The sequence below is a fragment of the Flavobacterium sp. genome (genome assembly GCF_032153895.1).
In the GTDB taxonomy this organism is placed as follows: domain Bacteria; phylum Bacteroidota; class Bacteroidia; order Flavobacteriales; family Flavobacteriaceae; genus Flavobacterium.
Genome location: NZ_JALDYN010000019.1, coordinates 1 through 15,699 on the forward strand (window position 1 = coordinate 1; position 15,699 = coordinate 15,699).

Genomic DNA, 15,699 nt, shown 5'->3' on the forward strand with positions numbered 1-15,699 from the left:
CGTATTGTAAAGAAGCAGCACCGCGAACAATCTGGATTTCCTCAAGCGCTTCTGTTGGTGTGGCGTAATAACTTTCCGGGTAGCCCAAAACATCAGCACTGATATCATAACCATTTTGACGCGTATTGAAATTGGAAGTTCGGTTCGGATCCAACCCTCGTCCACCGATGGATAATTGCAAACCGCCATCATTACTTTCGTTAATCGTCAAACCTACAACTTGAGAAAAAATCTGGCGGGCTGTATTGGTCGCTTTGTTGGCAACAATATTGTTCAACTGAATTACTTCGGTTTTTTTACCGGCGTAAATAGCGGTTTCTTCAATGTCTTTCAGTTTACGGATGGCCGCTAACTTATTGCGCTGCTGATTGATTACCACTTCAGATAAAGTTGTTGCTAATGGTTGTAAAGTCACTCTGATAAACGTAGAAGATTCTGAAACCACAACTTCTTTTTCTTCGATTGCGAAATTTTCGGCAAAAATCACTAGTACATACGTTCCTTTTTCAGAATACTGCATGGAGAAGTTTCCGGTTTTATCGGTAAAAACACTTCTTCCGTTGGTTTTGTTGATGATTTCAACACCAGAAAGCTGTTTCCCTTCCGCACTGGTAATTACTCCGGATACTTTGTATTGTGAAAAAGCACTGAAGGTTACAAATAGCAACAACATTAATATTTTACAATCCTTTAATTTCATCGGTAAACGGAAGTATCCAGTTTTTGGGTTTAAATGATTCATTCTCTTGAGCAAGATTTACTTTGGGGTCAATATATTTTCGGCTTAAGCGTCCGTTGAGGGCTACATAACTTTCTACGTAAACTTCGGGCGCGTTGATGCCAGCTTCTTTGTAATAATGGTGTAGATAATGAGCGTATTCCAATATAAAATCGGGTTGAAAACTCATTTGTTTTTCCTGAAAAGGTGTCAAAAATTGACTATTGTCTATGTGAATAGCTTTCTTCGTAATTGCATCGACCACCTTGAATTGTGTATAACCTGATTTTTCCATCAGCATGACACGCCAGGAAAAACGGAAACCTTCTTCGGTCCAGAATAATTCACCCGGATACAATAAATATCGAAACGGAAATAACAGCTGAAAACAAACAAATACTGCTAAAAAACCGAGTTTCAATTTATACAATGAGCTTTCGTAATCTTCTTTTATTCTACCATTTTCAAAACGACTAGTATCTATTTTTAACCATCGCATCAACGTTTGTAGAACCGATTTATGAAAATCGGAACTGAAGAAAATCAAGGTACTGATAATCATCACGTACGGAAAAACGCCAATCGGAAACAAAATTTTGGTAAAAATGTGAAAAACCACTACCAAAACAAAGCCGAACAAACGGGTTCTTCGGTACAATAATAAAAACGGAATGGTCAAATCGTACAAAGCTCCTGTCCAACTGAAGAAATAATGACACCAGGTTTCACGCAAAAATGAGCCTATAATTGGTAAACCTCCATTTAACGGAAGCCACATACGTAACGGTTGTGCTTCAAGCAACCAATCGGAGTTTAATTTGGCTAAACCGGCGTAAAAATAGACGATACCTAACATCAGCTTTAGAAGATCAACTGACCAAGCCGGTACTTTCTGAAAAGCTAATTTTGGATTTATATAGGCATCTACTGAATACGACGCATTAGCAGGAAGAAAAATCAGTACAAAACTTACCAGAGAAATAAAATAATAATGATTCAGGTAAGTGGTTTTGTCCATCAGTTCGATGTATGTAAAACTTAAGAAGAAAACGATAATTGCGATTCTGTATTTGTAACCTACAGCTACCAAAAGCGCTGAAAGTCCACAAATAAAAAACAGCAGATAGGTCCAGACTCCAATCGGTTTTACCCATTCGAAACCATAATAGCTAAAATGGAATTGCGGTTTAAGATACATTTTCTCAATCCACCCGTAACTAGCGAATCGGACAATACTGAAAAGCATCATTAAACCAAACGCCAGCCTAAAAAAAGCCAGCGTTGAAGTTTCTGTTGTTTTATTAAAATACTTTTGAAGTACTGAAATCATTATTAATCACCGTCTGCATCTACATAATCAACTGTAATATTCAAAGCCGGCATCATATCGGTTTTGAAAAACGTTACGTTGCGTTGCAATTCGTCGTAAGCTTCAAGCATCTTAGAATTGTCAGTTAATACCTGATTTGAAAAACTATCATCCAACAAAGCGTTAGCCGCATAAATTGTAGTAAACTGATTGTTGATGATTGTGCTCAATTGTTGACCGTCTTTCACCACATTCAAATAGGTCAAATACGTTTTCAAACCTTCACCAGTTGTAGCAGAATTAAAATGTTTTCCATTGAAGAAATCCTGAGTAGCTTTAACTGCTTCGTTCAACAATACTTTAGAAACATCGTTTTTGTAATATGCTTCTACTTTATTAGTGTATGTTGTTCCGCTTGAAAAAATACCTGCCGGAATTCCAACTTTACCTGCGCGAACGTTTTTCTCGTAGTTTTTTACAAAAATATTCACCATTCGGTTTACAGAACTTCCTACTGAATTACCGTTGCTGTTTACAAATGTAGTTCTGTACGAACCGTTCCAGTCGTTTACGATGGCATCCGCATTACTTTTTAATTTCCCAACTAAGTCAGTTAAGTATTGTTTGTATTTTGCAGCATCCGTATTCGACGTATAATATGTTACAATCGTAGCATCATCTGCTCCCAAACCGTTAATCATATAATCTACTGCCGGAAAACCTTGTTTGTCGTACTGAGAAAGTAATGCCAAATTATAGGTTCCTGAAGAAATGTTTGCAGAAATTCCCGATGTATTCGTAGGGTAAACATTAGTACAACTAACTAAAGCTAATTCTTCTGCTTTACCGATTTCAAAAATGGAAGCATGCTGAAACGCTTTATACGCTTCTAACCAAGCCGTTCTAACTGTTTCTAATTCTGTAGTTGACGGCGCTGCATTAAAAGCAGTAACCGCAGTTTGAAGTGTTGTCACTTTCGTTTGATAGTTTTCGAAAGACGGAATAATGATATTATCAGCCCAATTCGTCAACATTGCGGTTCTGTTGAAACCATCCCCAGAACTGTCAGAACTACTATCACTTGAAGAACAAGCCCCTAAAAAGGCTACAAAACTTAATAGAAGAAGTACTTTTTTCATTTTTGAAAATTTTTGCAAAGGTACAAAAAAGCAGAAGAGTAAAATCTTCTGCTTTTGTTTTTTAGTTTGTTAGTTAGTTTGCAGCTTGTGCTACAGTGAAATCAAATTTAGCAGCAATATCTTCTGCCAAACCATCGATTACATCATTTAAATGATCGATATCATATAAACCAGTAGCATTTGTACCACCCATTAATTCGTCAAGAATAGCATCTACTTCAGTTTTTGACAAATAAGGTGCATCAGTCGCTGGGTTTTTAGAATAACGTAAGCTCATGATAAATCCGTACCCTTCAGACAAAGCGTGGAATGCTTTTTTACCACCATCTGTAGTTAATTTTGCCTTACCGTCTTTTAAATAATAGATTGCTCTAACTGCAGAAACAGTCGCTAATTTTTTATTGATAATGTCAATTTGTGCATCACGAGTTGCGTAGTCATTAGCCACGATAGCTGCTCTACCTTTTCTGAAAGCCAATTCGATATCTTCTCTTAAAGTTCCGAAATCTGAATCTCCATCAACTTGGTTGATATAGCTACTCCAAAATTTATATACTGGGTTTGGACTAGCAGTTGGGTTATCAGCTCCATAAATATAACCATAAGCCTCATCCCACAAGTGCTCCATTTTTGTGTAGTTTTTACCTGACTCTAATACTTTGTTTGTATTATTATCACGGTTAGACCCTTCATCTAAAACAGTAACACTTAAGTAGTTGTTAGAAATTTGATCCATAAAACAAGCCCCCATCATACCTTTTAAAAGTACTTGCTGAGGCTCTAATCCGTTAGCAGCAAATAATCTTTTTGAAGTTCCGTCCATGTAGTATCCGGCAACATCTTCAGCAGCTTCAGCACCTGTACTAGCAGCATTTGCATCAGCAAACTGAGCTTCAAAAAATGCACGAACATCAGCTTGTTCCACTGTCGAACCACCACCTAAGAAATTCACGAAATAATCTCTTGAAGCAGCAGTTTTATTTTTAAGCTGCTTATCTGTAGCTGCATTTAAAGCCGAATTTGTAAATTCATTATTGGTATTTACAAACATATTTGACATTTTAGTAGCATCGATAACCGCATTTGCAGTAGCCTGATTCTTAATGTAAGCTCCCATTTCGTCTAACATTAAAATTCTGTTAGTCTGACCACCGTGATCAACTGTAGTTGCTCCTTCTCTTTCGAAAGTATAGGTTGCAGGAACAGTGTAGTCAAATGTTTGCTCTTGAGTATCGTCGTTATCAGAACAAGAAACTGTAAACAAAGCAACAGCTGGAATTGAAGCTAAAAGAAGATTTTTGAATTTCATCTTATGTTTTATTTAGATTGAGTTAAAATAATTTTCGAGTGCAAATATATAGACTCATTCTAAACAACACAAGTTTTATTTAGATTATTTTTAAATAATTTTTAACAATTGTTAATGATAAACGGTGAAGATTTTAAGCGCTTCATTATAAGCACTTTCAAAGCTCATGGCGCTCAAATTTGCATCAACTTTGTTGGCTGTGAAGTATGACAACATTTTCTCGGTTGGCATGTTACCTGTTAAGTCGTCTTTGGCCATTGGACAGCCACCAAAACCTTGGATTGCTCCATCAAAACGACGACATCCGGCTTTATAAGCAGCATCTACTTTTTCAAACCATTTATCTGGTGTGGTATGAAGGTGAGCACCAAATTCAACTTGAGGATATTTCGGAATCAGATTGGAAAACAAATAGTCAATAACTTCAGGTGTTGAACTTCCAATAGTATCTGAAAGCGAAAGGATTTTCACGCCCATATTCGCTAATTTTTCCGTCCATTCGCCTACTATTTCCACATTCCAAGGATCGCCGTACGGATTTCCAAAACCCATAGAAATATAAGTAACTACTTCTTTATTGGATTTGTCAGCGATATTTAGAATTTCATCCAGCGTTACTAGTGATTCCGCAATGGTTTTGTGGGTGTTTCGCATCTGAAAGTTTTCCGAAATTGAAAATGGAAAACCCAAATATTGAATTTCAGGATGAACAGAAGCATTTTCAGCTCCTTGCGTATTGGCAATAATCGCCAACAATTTGCTTTGTGTTTTAGACAAATCCAGCTTTGCCAAAACTTCAGCCGTATCCTGCATTTGCGGAATGGCTTTCGCCGAAACAAAACTTCCGAAGTCAATGGTATCAAAACCTACACGCAACAACGATTGAATGTATTGCACTTTCTTCTCAGTCGGAATAAAGTCTTTAATTCCCTGCATCGCATCGCGCGGACATTCGATAATTTTTACGGTTTCGGTTTTCATTGAAGCCAAATGTATGACTATTTATGCTTTTTCTAAAATCTTTTTGTTGATGGCTTTGATTAAGGCAGGACCCTCGTAGATAAAACCCGTATACAATTGTACTAAGCTAGCTCCGGCATCCAATTTTTCAATTGCATCTTCTGCCGTATGAATTCCGCCTACTCCGATAATCGGGAAAGCTTTGTTGCTTTTTTCAGAAAGGAAACGAATTACTTCCGTAGAACGTTTGGTTAACGGTTTTCCGGATAATCCGCCAGCTTCAATTCGGTTGATGGATTGCAAGCCTTCTCTTGAAATCGTGGTGTTGGTTGCAATTACACCCGCAATTTTGGTTTCTTTCACAATGTCAATGATGTCCAAAAGTTGTTCATCGGTTAAATCGGGAGCAATTTTTAAAAGAATTGGCTTCGGATTCGATTTGGTAGTATTAAGATTTTGAAGCGTTTGCAACAATTGGGTCAATGGTTCTTTATCTTGCAAAGCTCTTAAATTAGGCGTATTCGGTGAACTTACATTCACTACGAAATAATCTACATAATCGAACAAAGCATTGAAACAGATTTCATAATCCTTAACCGCTTCTTCGTTTGGAGTCACTTTATTTTTACCGATGTTCCCACCGATTAAAACACCTTTATTCTTTTTCAGACGTTTAACTGCTTCATCGACACCGCCGTTGTTGAATCCCATACGATTGACGATAGCCGAATCTTCACGCAAACGAAACAAACGTTGTTTCGGATTGCCTTCCTGCCCTTTTGGCGTTAAGGTTCCGATTTCAATAAAACCGAAGCCGAAATTTGAAAGTTCTTTGTAAAGTTTCGCGTCTTTATCAAAACCCGCGGCCAAACCAACCGGATTTTTGAATTTTAAACCGAAAACTTCACGCTCCAAACGCTTGTCATTCACTTCATACATACTTTTAAAAAGCGATGAAAAACCAGGAATTTTATTAGCGAAACGAACCGCAGAAAAGGTAAAATAATGCACTGCTTCCGGATCGAAACAGAACAATATAGGACGGATGAATTGTTTGTACATAGTCTAAGATTAATATTCAAACACTCCGTATTCGGATGTAATGGTCAGTTTTTTAGAATCGGCAGCTTCTACTCTACCTACAATTTGCGCATCAACGCCAAACGATTTTGAAATCTCGATGATGTCTTCCGCCAAATCCGAAGGAACATATAATTCCATACGATGTCCGCAGTTGAATACCTGATACATTTCTTTCCAATCAGTTTTAGATTGCTCCTGAATCAGTTTAAACAAAGGCGGAACCGGAAACAAATTATCTTTGATTACATGAACATCATCCACAAAATGCAACACTTTGGTTTGTGCACCACCGCTGCAATGTACAATTCCGTGAATTAATCCGGCAGTATATTTGTCTAAAATCGCTTTAATAATCGGTGCGTAAGTTCTGGTTGGAGAAAGTACTAATTTACCAGCATCGATAGGCGAACCTTCTACTTTATCGGTCAATTTTACATTTCCGGAATACACCAAATCGGATGGAACCGAAGCATCGTAACTTTCCGGGTATTTTTCGGCTAAATATTTGGCAAAAACGTCGTGACGCGCTGAAGTCAATCCGTTACTCCCCATTCCTCCGTTGTATCCTTTTTCGTAATTGGCTTGTCCGTAAGAAGCTAATCCAACAATCACATCACCTGCTTGAATATTGGCATTGTCCACTACATTTTCACGCTTCATTCGAGCGGTAACCGTAGAATCAACGATTATAGTTCGCACCAAATCGCCAACATCGGCCGTTTCTCCACCAGTTGAATTAATCGTCACACCAAAATCTTTCAATTCTGCGATTAACTCTTCCGTTCCGTTGATGATGGCTGAAATGACTTCGCCTGGAATTAAGTTTTTATTTCTTCCGATAGTGGATGACAACATGATGTTATCGGTTGCACCAACACATAACAAATCGTCGATATTCATGATTAAAGCGTCCTGAGCAATACCTTTCCAAACGGACATATCGCCCGTTTCCTTCCAATACATATACGCTAAGGAAGATTTTGTTCCGGCACCATCCGCGTGCATGATTAGACAATAGTCGTCATCATTCGTTAAATAATCGGGAACAATTTTACAGAAAGCCTTAGGAAATAAGCCTTTATCGATGTTTTTAATAGCGTTGTGAACATCTTCTTTGGAAGCCGAAACTCCGCGAAGATTGTAACGTTGACTGTTATCAGAACTCATGTAGTATGTTTGTGTTGTTGTGGCGCAAAGGTAAAAATAAGTTATAAGTTATGAGTTATAAGTGATGAGTTTTTTGAATTAATTAAGAGCAGTTTCCTTTTTCCTTTTCCCTTCTCACTTCTCACTTTTCTCTTTCCACTCCCACAACTACTTACTCAAAATCATGATTTCCACACGACGGTTGGCTGCCGCTTCAATTTCATTCGCTTCCGGAATTGGATATTTAGGGTGTGAAACACCAAACCCTTTTACTTTGATACGTTTTCCAGGAATCATATTGCCTTCTAAAATACGTCGGACTTGTTTGGCTCTTTCCAATGACAAATTGCGCTTATCTTCTCTCACGCAACAAATATGACCTTGAATTTCAATGCGCATTTTAGGGTTTTTATCCAGAATCATCAACAATTCATCAATGGCGCGTTTGGAAGTTGGCATGACCGCGAAAGTATTCTGATAAAACAAAATGTCTTTCATTACAATTCGGGTTCCGGGTTTGGACAGTTTTATTTTTTCTTCTAAAGTGGCACCTTCGGGAAAATGCATATCTTCTTCTTCAATCGGAACAATTGCATCATCAGAAACCACTTGAGGTTTAATTCCTAAAATTTCTTCTTCTTTAACCAAGTCTTTTTCTAAAATGTAATGGATGACCACTTTACGGTTTTCAGCTTTAATTTTTGAATGATTATGCTCTTCACCGAAACTTCTCGTTTTAAAATCTTCTCTGATTTTCAGTTTATGGGCTGTAATGATATTTTGAACAAAATTCACACGACGAAGCGACAAAGAATCGTTGAATGTATTGGTACCATCTTCATCGGTATAACCATTAATAGCAACTACTTTAGAGGTTTTGTTCGCGAATAACCAAGTATTGAAAACTTCCGTTTGCTTTTTTGTCAAATCGTGTTTTCCGCTTTCAAAATGCAAAGTAAATTTTTCCTGAGCGTTTACAACACTCATTAAGAACATCATCGAAACTAGGGCGAATCGTTTCATACCAATCATAATCTGTTAAAATATAAAAACGAAAATAGTTGTTTTTTATTGAATTTATCAGACTAATTCGCATAAAAAAAGCACTATCAAAAAAATAGTGCTTTTTATAACTAACCAAAATTTAAAGATGAAATGTTGTAAAAAGTGAGGTCGGGAATCCAACCTCACTTTCCTTCAATGGGTTTTGTTTGTTTCTGAGCACAAGAGTAAAACAAACTACCCTTGTAGGTTTAACCATTCTTAACCCAAAGAATCGCATACGATATATATTGCCAAAAGACAACGATACAAGCATCGAAAATATGAAATGTTACTGTGGAAAATTAATCTGGAAATTGATTCTGTGGTTTGAATCTGTATCAAAGATAGATGTTTATTTGACATCACAATCATTTAATTTTCAGAGAATTATCCTTTTTCTACAAACGGCTAAAATTTTCAGATGAAAAACAAAAAAACCTCCCGAAGGAGGTTCTCAAAATATAAACAAACAGATTATTTTGTAAACAATAATTCTCTGTATTTGGTTAAAGTCCAGATTTCATCATCAACCAAAAGTTCCAATTTATCGGAGTGACTTCTGATGATATCAAAATATGGTTTCACTTTTTCGCAGTACGCATCAGCCATTTTCTCTGTACTTGTAAGGTTGTTGGCTTTTTTACGCTCTTCGGTCATCGCTTCAACATTGGCGTTGATTCCTTCGATATGTTCCGAAATTTCTTTGATTAAGATGATTTGCTCTTTGGCTACTTTTTCAAAATCCTTACCGAAAATTTCTTTTAAACCTTTTACATTCTCGATTAACAAATTCTGATACTTAATCGCCGTCGGAATAACGTGGTTACGAGCAATATCGCCTAACACACGACCTTCAATCTGGATTTTTTTCACGTATTCTTCCAATTCGATTTCGTAACGCGCTTCTACCTCAACGTGATTCATTACATCAAGCTTTTCGAACAATTCGATAGCTTTTTTGGAAACTTTAGCTTTCAACGCTTTTGGAGTTGTTTTATGGTTGCTCAAACCGCGTTTTTTAGCTTCTTTTTCCCAAGCATCGCTGTATCCGTCTCCTTCGAAAAGGATTTTCTTCGTTTGTTTGATATACTCTCTCAACACGTTGAAAATAGCTTCGTCTTTCTTAAGATCTTTTTTCTCGATTAAAGCATCTACTTCCGCTTTAAATTCAATCAACTGATTTGCAACGATACAGTTCAAAGTGGTCATTGAACCAGCACAGTTAGCTGAAGAACCAACCGCTCTGAACTCGAATTTATTTCCAGTAAACGCGAACGGTGAAGTTCTGTTACGGTCTGTATTATCTAAGAAAACGTCTGGTAATTTCCCTACTACGTTTAATTTTAAATCGGTTTTTTCTTCTGGAGATAATTTCCCTTTAGATACACCTTCTAACTCTTCCAATACTTTGGTCAATTGCTGACCGATGAAAACGGAAATAATTGCCGGTGGCGCTTCGTTCGCTCCTAAACGGTGATCATTACTTGCCGAAGCTATAGAAGCTCTCATCAATTCTTCGTAGTCGTGAACCGCTTTAATCGTATTGATAAAGAACGTCAAGAACTGTAAGTTGCTCATCGGTGTTTTACTAGGACTCAATAAGTTGATTCCTGTATCCGTAGCTAATGACCAGTTATTGTGTTTTCCGGAACCGTTAACTCCTTTAAATGGTTTTTCATGGAATAATACTTTGAAATGATGACGCTCGGCTACTTTCTGCATAACATCCATCAACAATGAGTTGTGGTCAACTGCTAAATTCGTTTCTTCGAAGATTGGTGCTAACTCATATTGGTTAGGCGCTACCTCGTTGTGACGCGTTTTTACCGGAATTCCCAACAACATACACTCGTTTTCCAAATCTCTCATATATTGTAATACGCGAGTTGGAATCGAACCGAAGTAATGATCTTCCAATTGCTGCCCTTTAGCCGAAGTATGCCCTAATAAAGTTCTACCTGTTGCTAAAATATCCGGTCTTGAAGCCGCTAAAGCCGCATCCACCAAGAAATATTCCTGTTCCCATCCTAAAGTTGGGGTTACTTTTTTTACGTTTTTGTCAAAATATTTAGCTACATCCGTTGCAGCGTTGTCGATAGCGTTTAAAGCTCTCAACAAAGGTGTTTTATTATCTAACGCTTCACCAGTATAAGAGATGAAAACTGTCGGAATACATAAAGTTGTTCCGAAGATGAATGCCGGCGATGTTGGATCCCAAGCCGTATAACCACGAGCTTCGAAAGTATTACGGATTCCTCCGTTCGGGAAAGATGACGCATCCGGTTCTTGCTGAACTAATTGACTTCCACCGAATTTTTCTACCGGGTCGCTACCATCAAAAGAAGTTTCAAAGAAAGCATCGTGTTTCTCTGCTGTAGTTCCTGTTAAAGGTTGAAACCAGTGCGTATAGTGGGTTACACCTTTTGACAATGCCCATTCTTTCATTCCCATGGCGATGTACTCAGCCAGTTTTCGATCGATTTTAGTTCCGAATTCTACAGCGCTCTTTACCGCTTTGTATGCTTCCGGAGTTAAGAATTGTCGCATCGCTTTGTCTCCAAATACATTGCTTCCGAAAATCGCTGATTTTCTGTCCAATTCTTCTACTACTACTGGTTTTCTGTCTGTGGCTTTTTCTAAGGCCTTAAAACGAAATGTTGACATAAAGTTGTGTTTTTAGGTTTATACCCTCTAATTTTACACTGCAAAAATATAAAATTTTCAAAACAAAAACACAATACCCCTAAAAATTTAGGGGTTGAAAATTTTAAAAATAATCAAACAAATAAAAAAGCCCCTCAAAAAAGGGGCTTAATCAAATATTCAAAGCAAATCTTATTTGGAAATCTTTTTCAATTTAGTTTCGTCAATGCCGTAGAAAGCTATCACTTCCTTATAATTGCTAGTATCAACTGTTTTTCCTTGTGCCATTTTACCAAAATAAGCCGGAATCACCACTATTCTGAAAACCTGATCCAATCGATAAGCACTTGACAATCCTGGCAAATCATATCCGTATAGGTCAATTTTCGCATCGTATTGGGTGAAATCGTTTTTATAACCGAAATCTAATGTTCCATCGTCAAAGTAATACGTTTCCGGCAATAACTTCCACTCATCACCGCCAGCCCCTACGCCAGCCAAGCGATAAATCAATACCATATCGGAAGCGTAAATCGTATGCGGATAATCAATCAGAACACTGAAATTATTTCCGGAATGAAAATCCACATTGGAATATTCCCATACTTCACTAATAGTATCGTAGTCTACAGTATCTTCAACTACAACTTCTTCTCTAACACAACTTTGCATGAACAACATCCCGCTAATCATTGCAACTACAAGTATAATTTTTTTCATGGCCTACTTAATTTATTGTTCTGGTTATTTATCTATAACCAATAGTCGTGCCAAAAAAAATCAACCATAAAAAAAAAGGCCTCAATTTCGAGACCTTTTCTTTAAATATATCTGTATGTGATTACATATTTCTTCGGTACTGACCACCCACTTCAAATAAAGCTGAAGTAATTTGTCCTAGCGAACAATATTTAGTAGCATCCATCAATTTCTCAAAAATATTCTGATTCTGAATCGCTGCATCCTGAATAATCTCCAATTGCTCTTTTACTTTATCAGCCTGAGCTGTATGCAAGCTTTCTAGCGTTGCAATCTGGAATTGTTTTTCTTCTTCAGTCGCACGGATAACCTCAGCAGGAACTACTGTTGGCGAACCTTTTGAACTCAAGAACGTATTTACTCCGATGATTGGAAATTCTCCGGTATGTTTCAACGTTTCATAATACAATGATTCTTCCTGAATTTTAGAACGCTGGTACATGGTTTCCATTGCTCCAAGTACTCCTCCTCTTTCCGTGATTCGGTCGAATTCTGCTAAAACTGCTTCTTCTACTAAATCCGTTAATTCTTCGATGATGAACGAGCCTTGAATCGGGTTTTCGTTTTTCGCCAATCCTAATTCTTTATTGATGATTAGCTGAATTGCCATCGCACGACGTACTGATTCTTCCGTTGGAGTCGTAATCGCTTCGTCATAAGCATTGGTATGCAACGAGTTACAGTTGTCGTAAATCGCATATAATGCTTGTAAAGTCGTACGGATGTCATTAAAGTCGATTTCCTGTGCGTGTAACGAACGTCCTGAAGTTTGAATGTGGTATTTCAACATCTGCGCTCTTTCGTTCGCTCCGTATTTGTTCTTCAAGGCTTTTGCCCAAATCTTACGCGCTACACGACCAATTACCGCGTATTCCGGATCGATACCGTTCGAGAAGAAAAACGATAAGTTCGGACCAAAATCGTTGATGTTCATTCCACGGCTTAAATAGTATTCCACGTAAGTGAAACCATTTGCCAAAGTAAACGCCAACTGCGTGATTGGATTGGCTCCAGCTTCTGCAATGTGATAACCTGAAATCGAAACCGAATAGAAGTTACGCACATTCTTTTGGATGAAATATTCCTGAACGTCACCCATCAAACGAAGTGCAAATTCCGTTGAGAAAATACAAGTGTTTTGCGCCTGATCTTCTTTTAAAATATCCGCCTGAACCGTTCCACGAACCTGAGCTAATGTTTTTACTTTAATATCTGCATACACATCAGCCGGTAAAACCTGATCTCCGGTTACTCCTAAAAGCATCAACCCTAAACCGTCGTTTCCTTGTGGTAAATCACCGTTGTAACGAGGTCTTTCGGTTCCTTTAGCCATGTAGATTGCATTGATTTTTGCTTCAACTTCATCCTCTAAACCATTCTCTTTGATGTATTTTTCACAATTCTGATCGATAGCCGCATTCATAAAGAATCCAAGCAACATCGGAGCCGGACCATTAATAGTCATGGAAACCGAAGTAGCCGGGTGGCTCAAATCGAAACCGGAATATAATTTTTTAGCATCGTCCAAACAACAGATGGAAACTCCAGCGTTACCAATTTTTCCGTAGATATCTGGTCTGTGATCTGGGTCATTTCCGTATAAAGTAACTGAGTCGAAAGCTGTCGATAAACGCTTCGCTGGCATTCCCAAAGAAACGTAGTGAAAACGACGGTTAGTTCTTTCCGGACCACCTTCACCCGCAAACATCCGCGTTGGATCTTCCCCTTCACGTTTGAATGGATACAATCCTGATGCGAACGGGAATTCTCCCGGTACGTTTTCCTGTAAGTTCCATTTTAGGATATCACCCCAAGCTTCATATTTTGGCAAGGCTACTTTAGGGATTTGCGTGTGCGATAACGATTCAGTATGCGTTTGGATTTTGATTTCCTTGTCACGCACCATGAAACTGTACACCGGATTTTTGTATTTGTTTACTTTTTCGTCCCAGTTCAAAATGATTTCCCAGTTGTAAGGATCAAGGTTCATTTTTACACGGTCGAATTCTTTCAACAATAAAGACAAGAATTCTTTTTTCTCAGGCGAATGATTCAATGAATCTTCTACAATTCCTGATTTGTCAATTTGCGGCACTCTTCCTGAAACCGTTTCCATGGTTTTGAAGATTCCGTATAATTTCTGAGCTACGTCTACTTGTGATAGTGCCGTCTCGTCGTATTTTCTGTTGTTTTCTGAGATTTCAGATAAATAACGCGTTCTGTGTGGCGGAATCACGAAGATTTTCTCGCTCATCTCACGTGTAATCTGGAAGTTCGAATGCAAATCGATTCCCGTTTTCTCTACAATTTTATCCATGATGGATTTGTAAAGCGTATTCATCCCAGGATCGTTAAACTGTGAAGCAATCGTTCCGAAAACCGGCATTTTTTCCGGATCAACATCCCACAAATGATGGTTACGCTGGTATTGTTTTTTTACATCGCGAATAGCATCCAAAGCACCTCGTTTGTCGAATTTATTTAAGGCTACCAAATCCGCGAAGTCTAACATGTCGATTTTCTCTAACTGAGTCGCAGCTCCAAATTCAGGAGTCATTACGTATAAAGAAACATCCGAATGCTCTAAAATTTCCGTATCCGATTGTCCGATACCTGAAGTTTCCAAGACAATTAAATCATATTTTGCTGCTTTCAGTACTTCAATCGCTTCCTGAACGTATTTTGACAACGCTAAATTCGACTGACGAGTCGCCAATGAACGCATATAAACACGAGGATTATTAATCGCATTCATACGGATTCTATCTCCTAACAAAGCTCCTCCCGTTTTACGTTTTGAAGGATCGACAGAAATTAATCCGATCGTTTTTTCAGGAAAATCGATTAAGAAACGACGAACCAATTCATCTACTAAAGAAGATTTACCAGCTCCACCTGTTCCCGTAATTCCAAGAACCGGAGTTTTACTGTCTTGATTAATTTTAGCAATTTTCTCTAAAGCCGATTTTGCAACATCAGGAAAGTTTTCTGCCGAAGAAATCACGCGAGCAATTGCCGTTGGATTTTTATCTTCTAAATGATTTACTTCACCATTTAATTTATCTCCAACAGGATAATCGGCACGCATAACCAAATCGTTAATCATGCCTTGCAAACCTAACTCACGACCGTCATCCGGAGAATAAATTCGTTCGATACCGTATTCGTGCAATTCGGAAATTTCAGAAGGTAAAATTACTCCACCTCCACCACCGAAGATTTTGATATGACCTGCTCCTTTTTCCTTCAGCAAGTCGTACATATATTTGAAATATTCGTTGTGACCTCCTTGATATGAAGTCATTGCAATTGCATTAGCATCTTCCTGAATAGCAGTATTCACTACTTCTTCCACACTTCTGTCATGTCCTAAGTGAATTACCTCAACACCGGTCGCCTGAATGATTCGACGCATGATGTTGATAGCGGCATCGTGTCCATCAAATAACGAAGCGGCAGTTACAATTCTAACTTTATTCTTAGGTTGATAAGGTTGTTGTTGTTCCATTTTGGGTACTAAATTTTGAGGCTGCAAGGTAATGATTTCTTGCCTTTTATGAAAATATATCAAACACAAAAAAAGCTCCCG

General features: G+C 37.9%; 11 protein-coding genes. All 11 read right to left on the bottom strand.

Features of this window, described 5'->3' with window-relative positions; genetic code table 11:
* Window positions 1–700: carboxypeptidase-like regulatory domain-containing protein (locus tag RUH60_RS07835; RefSeq protein WP_313807103.1), on the bottom strand; the 700-nt coding region annotated here is incomplete at its 3' end.
* Complete coding sequence (locus RUH60_RS07840) at window positions 681–2,048, bottom strand: HTTM domain-containing protein (RefSeq protein ID WP_313807104.1); 1,368 nt, start codon at window positions 2,046–2,048, stop codon at window positions 681–683. The genes RUH60_RS07840 and RUH60_RS07835, both read right to left, overlap by 20 nt.
* A 2-nt stretch (window positions 2,049–2,050) precedes the next feature.
* The gene (locus tag RUH60_RS07845) at window positions 2,051–3,166 is read right to left on the bottom strand and encodes an imelysin family protein (RefSeq protein WP_313807106.1); all 1,116 of its coding nucleotides are present in this window, start codon (window positions 3,164–3,166) and stop codon (window positions 2,051–2,053) included.
* Between the two features lie 73 nt (window positions 3,167–3,239).
* Window positions 3,240–4,475 carry a DUF4856 domain-containing protein gene (locus RUH60_RS07850; protein ID WP_313807108.1) on the bottom strand — a complete coding sequence of 412 codons (1,236 nt, stop codon included), beginning with the start codon at window positions 4,473–4,475 and terminating at the stop codon, window positions 3,240–3,242.
* A 111-nt stretch (window positions 4,476–4,586) separates the two neighbouring features.
* Window positions 4,587–5,456, bottom strand: a complete 870-nt coding sequence (locus RUH60_RS07855) for a hydroxymethylglutaryl-CoA lyase (protein WP_313807110.1) — start codon at window positions 5,454–5,456, stop codon at window positions 4,587–4,589.
* A 21-nt stretch (window positions 5,457–5,477) separates the two neighbouring features.
* Window positions 5,478–6,497, bottom strand: coding sequence for a quinone-dependent dihydroorotate dehydrogenase (locus RUH60_RS07860; protein WP_313807112.1), 1,020 nt, complete (start codon window positions 6,495–6,497; stop codon window positions 5,478–5,480).
* Between the two features lie 9 nt (window positions 6,498–6,506).
* Window positions 6,507–7,685 carry an AIR synthase related protein gene (locus RUH60_RS07865; protein ID WP_313807113.1) on the bottom strand — a complete coding sequence of 393 codons (1,179 nt, stop codon included), beginning with the start codon at window positions 7,683–7,685 and terminating at the stop codon, window positions 6,507–6,509.
* Window positions 7,686–7,832: 147 nt separating this feature from the next.
* The gene (locus tag RUH60_RS07870) at window positions 7,833–8,687 is read right to left on the bottom strand and encodes an OmpA family protein (protein WP_313807114.1); all 855 of its coding nucleotides are present in this window, start codon (window positions 8,685–8,687) and stop codon (window positions 7,833–7,835) included.
* Window positions 8,688–9,182: 495 nt separating this feature from the next.
* Window positions 9,183–11,372, bottom strand: coding sequence for a glutamine synthetase III (locus RUH60_RS07875; RefSeq protein ID WP_313807116.1), 2,190 nt, complete (start codon window positions 11,370–11,372; stop codon window positions 9,183–9,185).
* A gap of 171 nt (window positions 11,373–11,543) precedes the next feature.
* A complete protein-coding gene (locus tag RUH60_RS07880) occupies window positions 11,544–12,071 on the bottom strand; it encodes a hypothetical protein (RefSeq protein ID WP_313807118.1) in 528 nt (175 codons plus the stop codon).
* A gap of 121 nt (window positions 12,072–12,192) precedes the next feature.
* Window positions 12,193–15,618, bottom strand: a complete 3,426-nt coding sequence (locus tag RUH60_RS07885; protein WP_313807120.1) for a methylmalonyl-CoA mutase family protein — start codon at window positions 15,616–15,618, stop codon at window positions 12,193–12,195.
* Window positions 15,619–15,699 lie beyond the last annotated feature (81 nt).

Bases quoted from the DNA above. Each gene is read 5' to 3' on its own strand.
- RUH60_RS07865 (WP_313807113.1), bottom strand. From the start codon at position 7,685: ATGAGTTCTGATAACAGTCAACGTTACAATCTTCGCGGAGTTTCGGCT.
- RUH60_RS07850 (WP_313807108.1), bottom strand. From the start codon at position 4,475: ATGAAATTCAAAAATCTTCTTTTAGCTTCAATTCCAGCTGTTGCTTTG.
- RUH60_RS07860 (WP_313807112.1), bottom strand. From the start codon at position 6,497: ATGTACAAACAATTCATCCGTCCTATATTGTTCTGTTTCGATCCGGAA.
- RUH60_RS07880 (WP_313807118.1), bottom strand. From the start codon at position 12,071: ATGAAAAAAATTATACTTGTAGTTGCAATGATTAGCGGGATGTTGTTC.
- RUH60_RS07875 (WP_313807116.1), bottom strand. From the start codon at position 11,372: ATGTCAACATTTCGTTTTAAGGCCTTAGAAAAAGCCACAGACAGAAAA.
- RUH60_RS07870 (WP_313807114.1), bottom strand. From the start codon at position 8,687: ATGAAACGATTCGCCCTAGTTTCGATGATGTTCTTAATGAGTGTTGTA.
- RUH60_RS07845 (WP_313807106.1), bottom strand. From the start codon at position 3,166: ATGAAAAAAGTACTTCTTCTATTAAGTTTTGTAGCCTTTTTAGGGGCT.
- RUH60_RS07840 (WP_313807104.1), bottom strand. From the start codon at position 2,048: ATGATTTCAGTACTTCAAAAGTATTTTAATAAAACAACAGAAACTTCA.
- RUH60_RS07885 (WP_313807120.1), bottom strand. From the start codon at position 15,618: ATGGAACAACAACAACCTTATCAACCTAAGAATAAAGTTAGAATTGTA.
- RUH60_RS07855 (WP_313807110.1), bottom strand. From the start codon at position 5,456: ATGAAAACCGAAACCGTAAAAATTATCGAATGTCCGCGCGATGCGATG.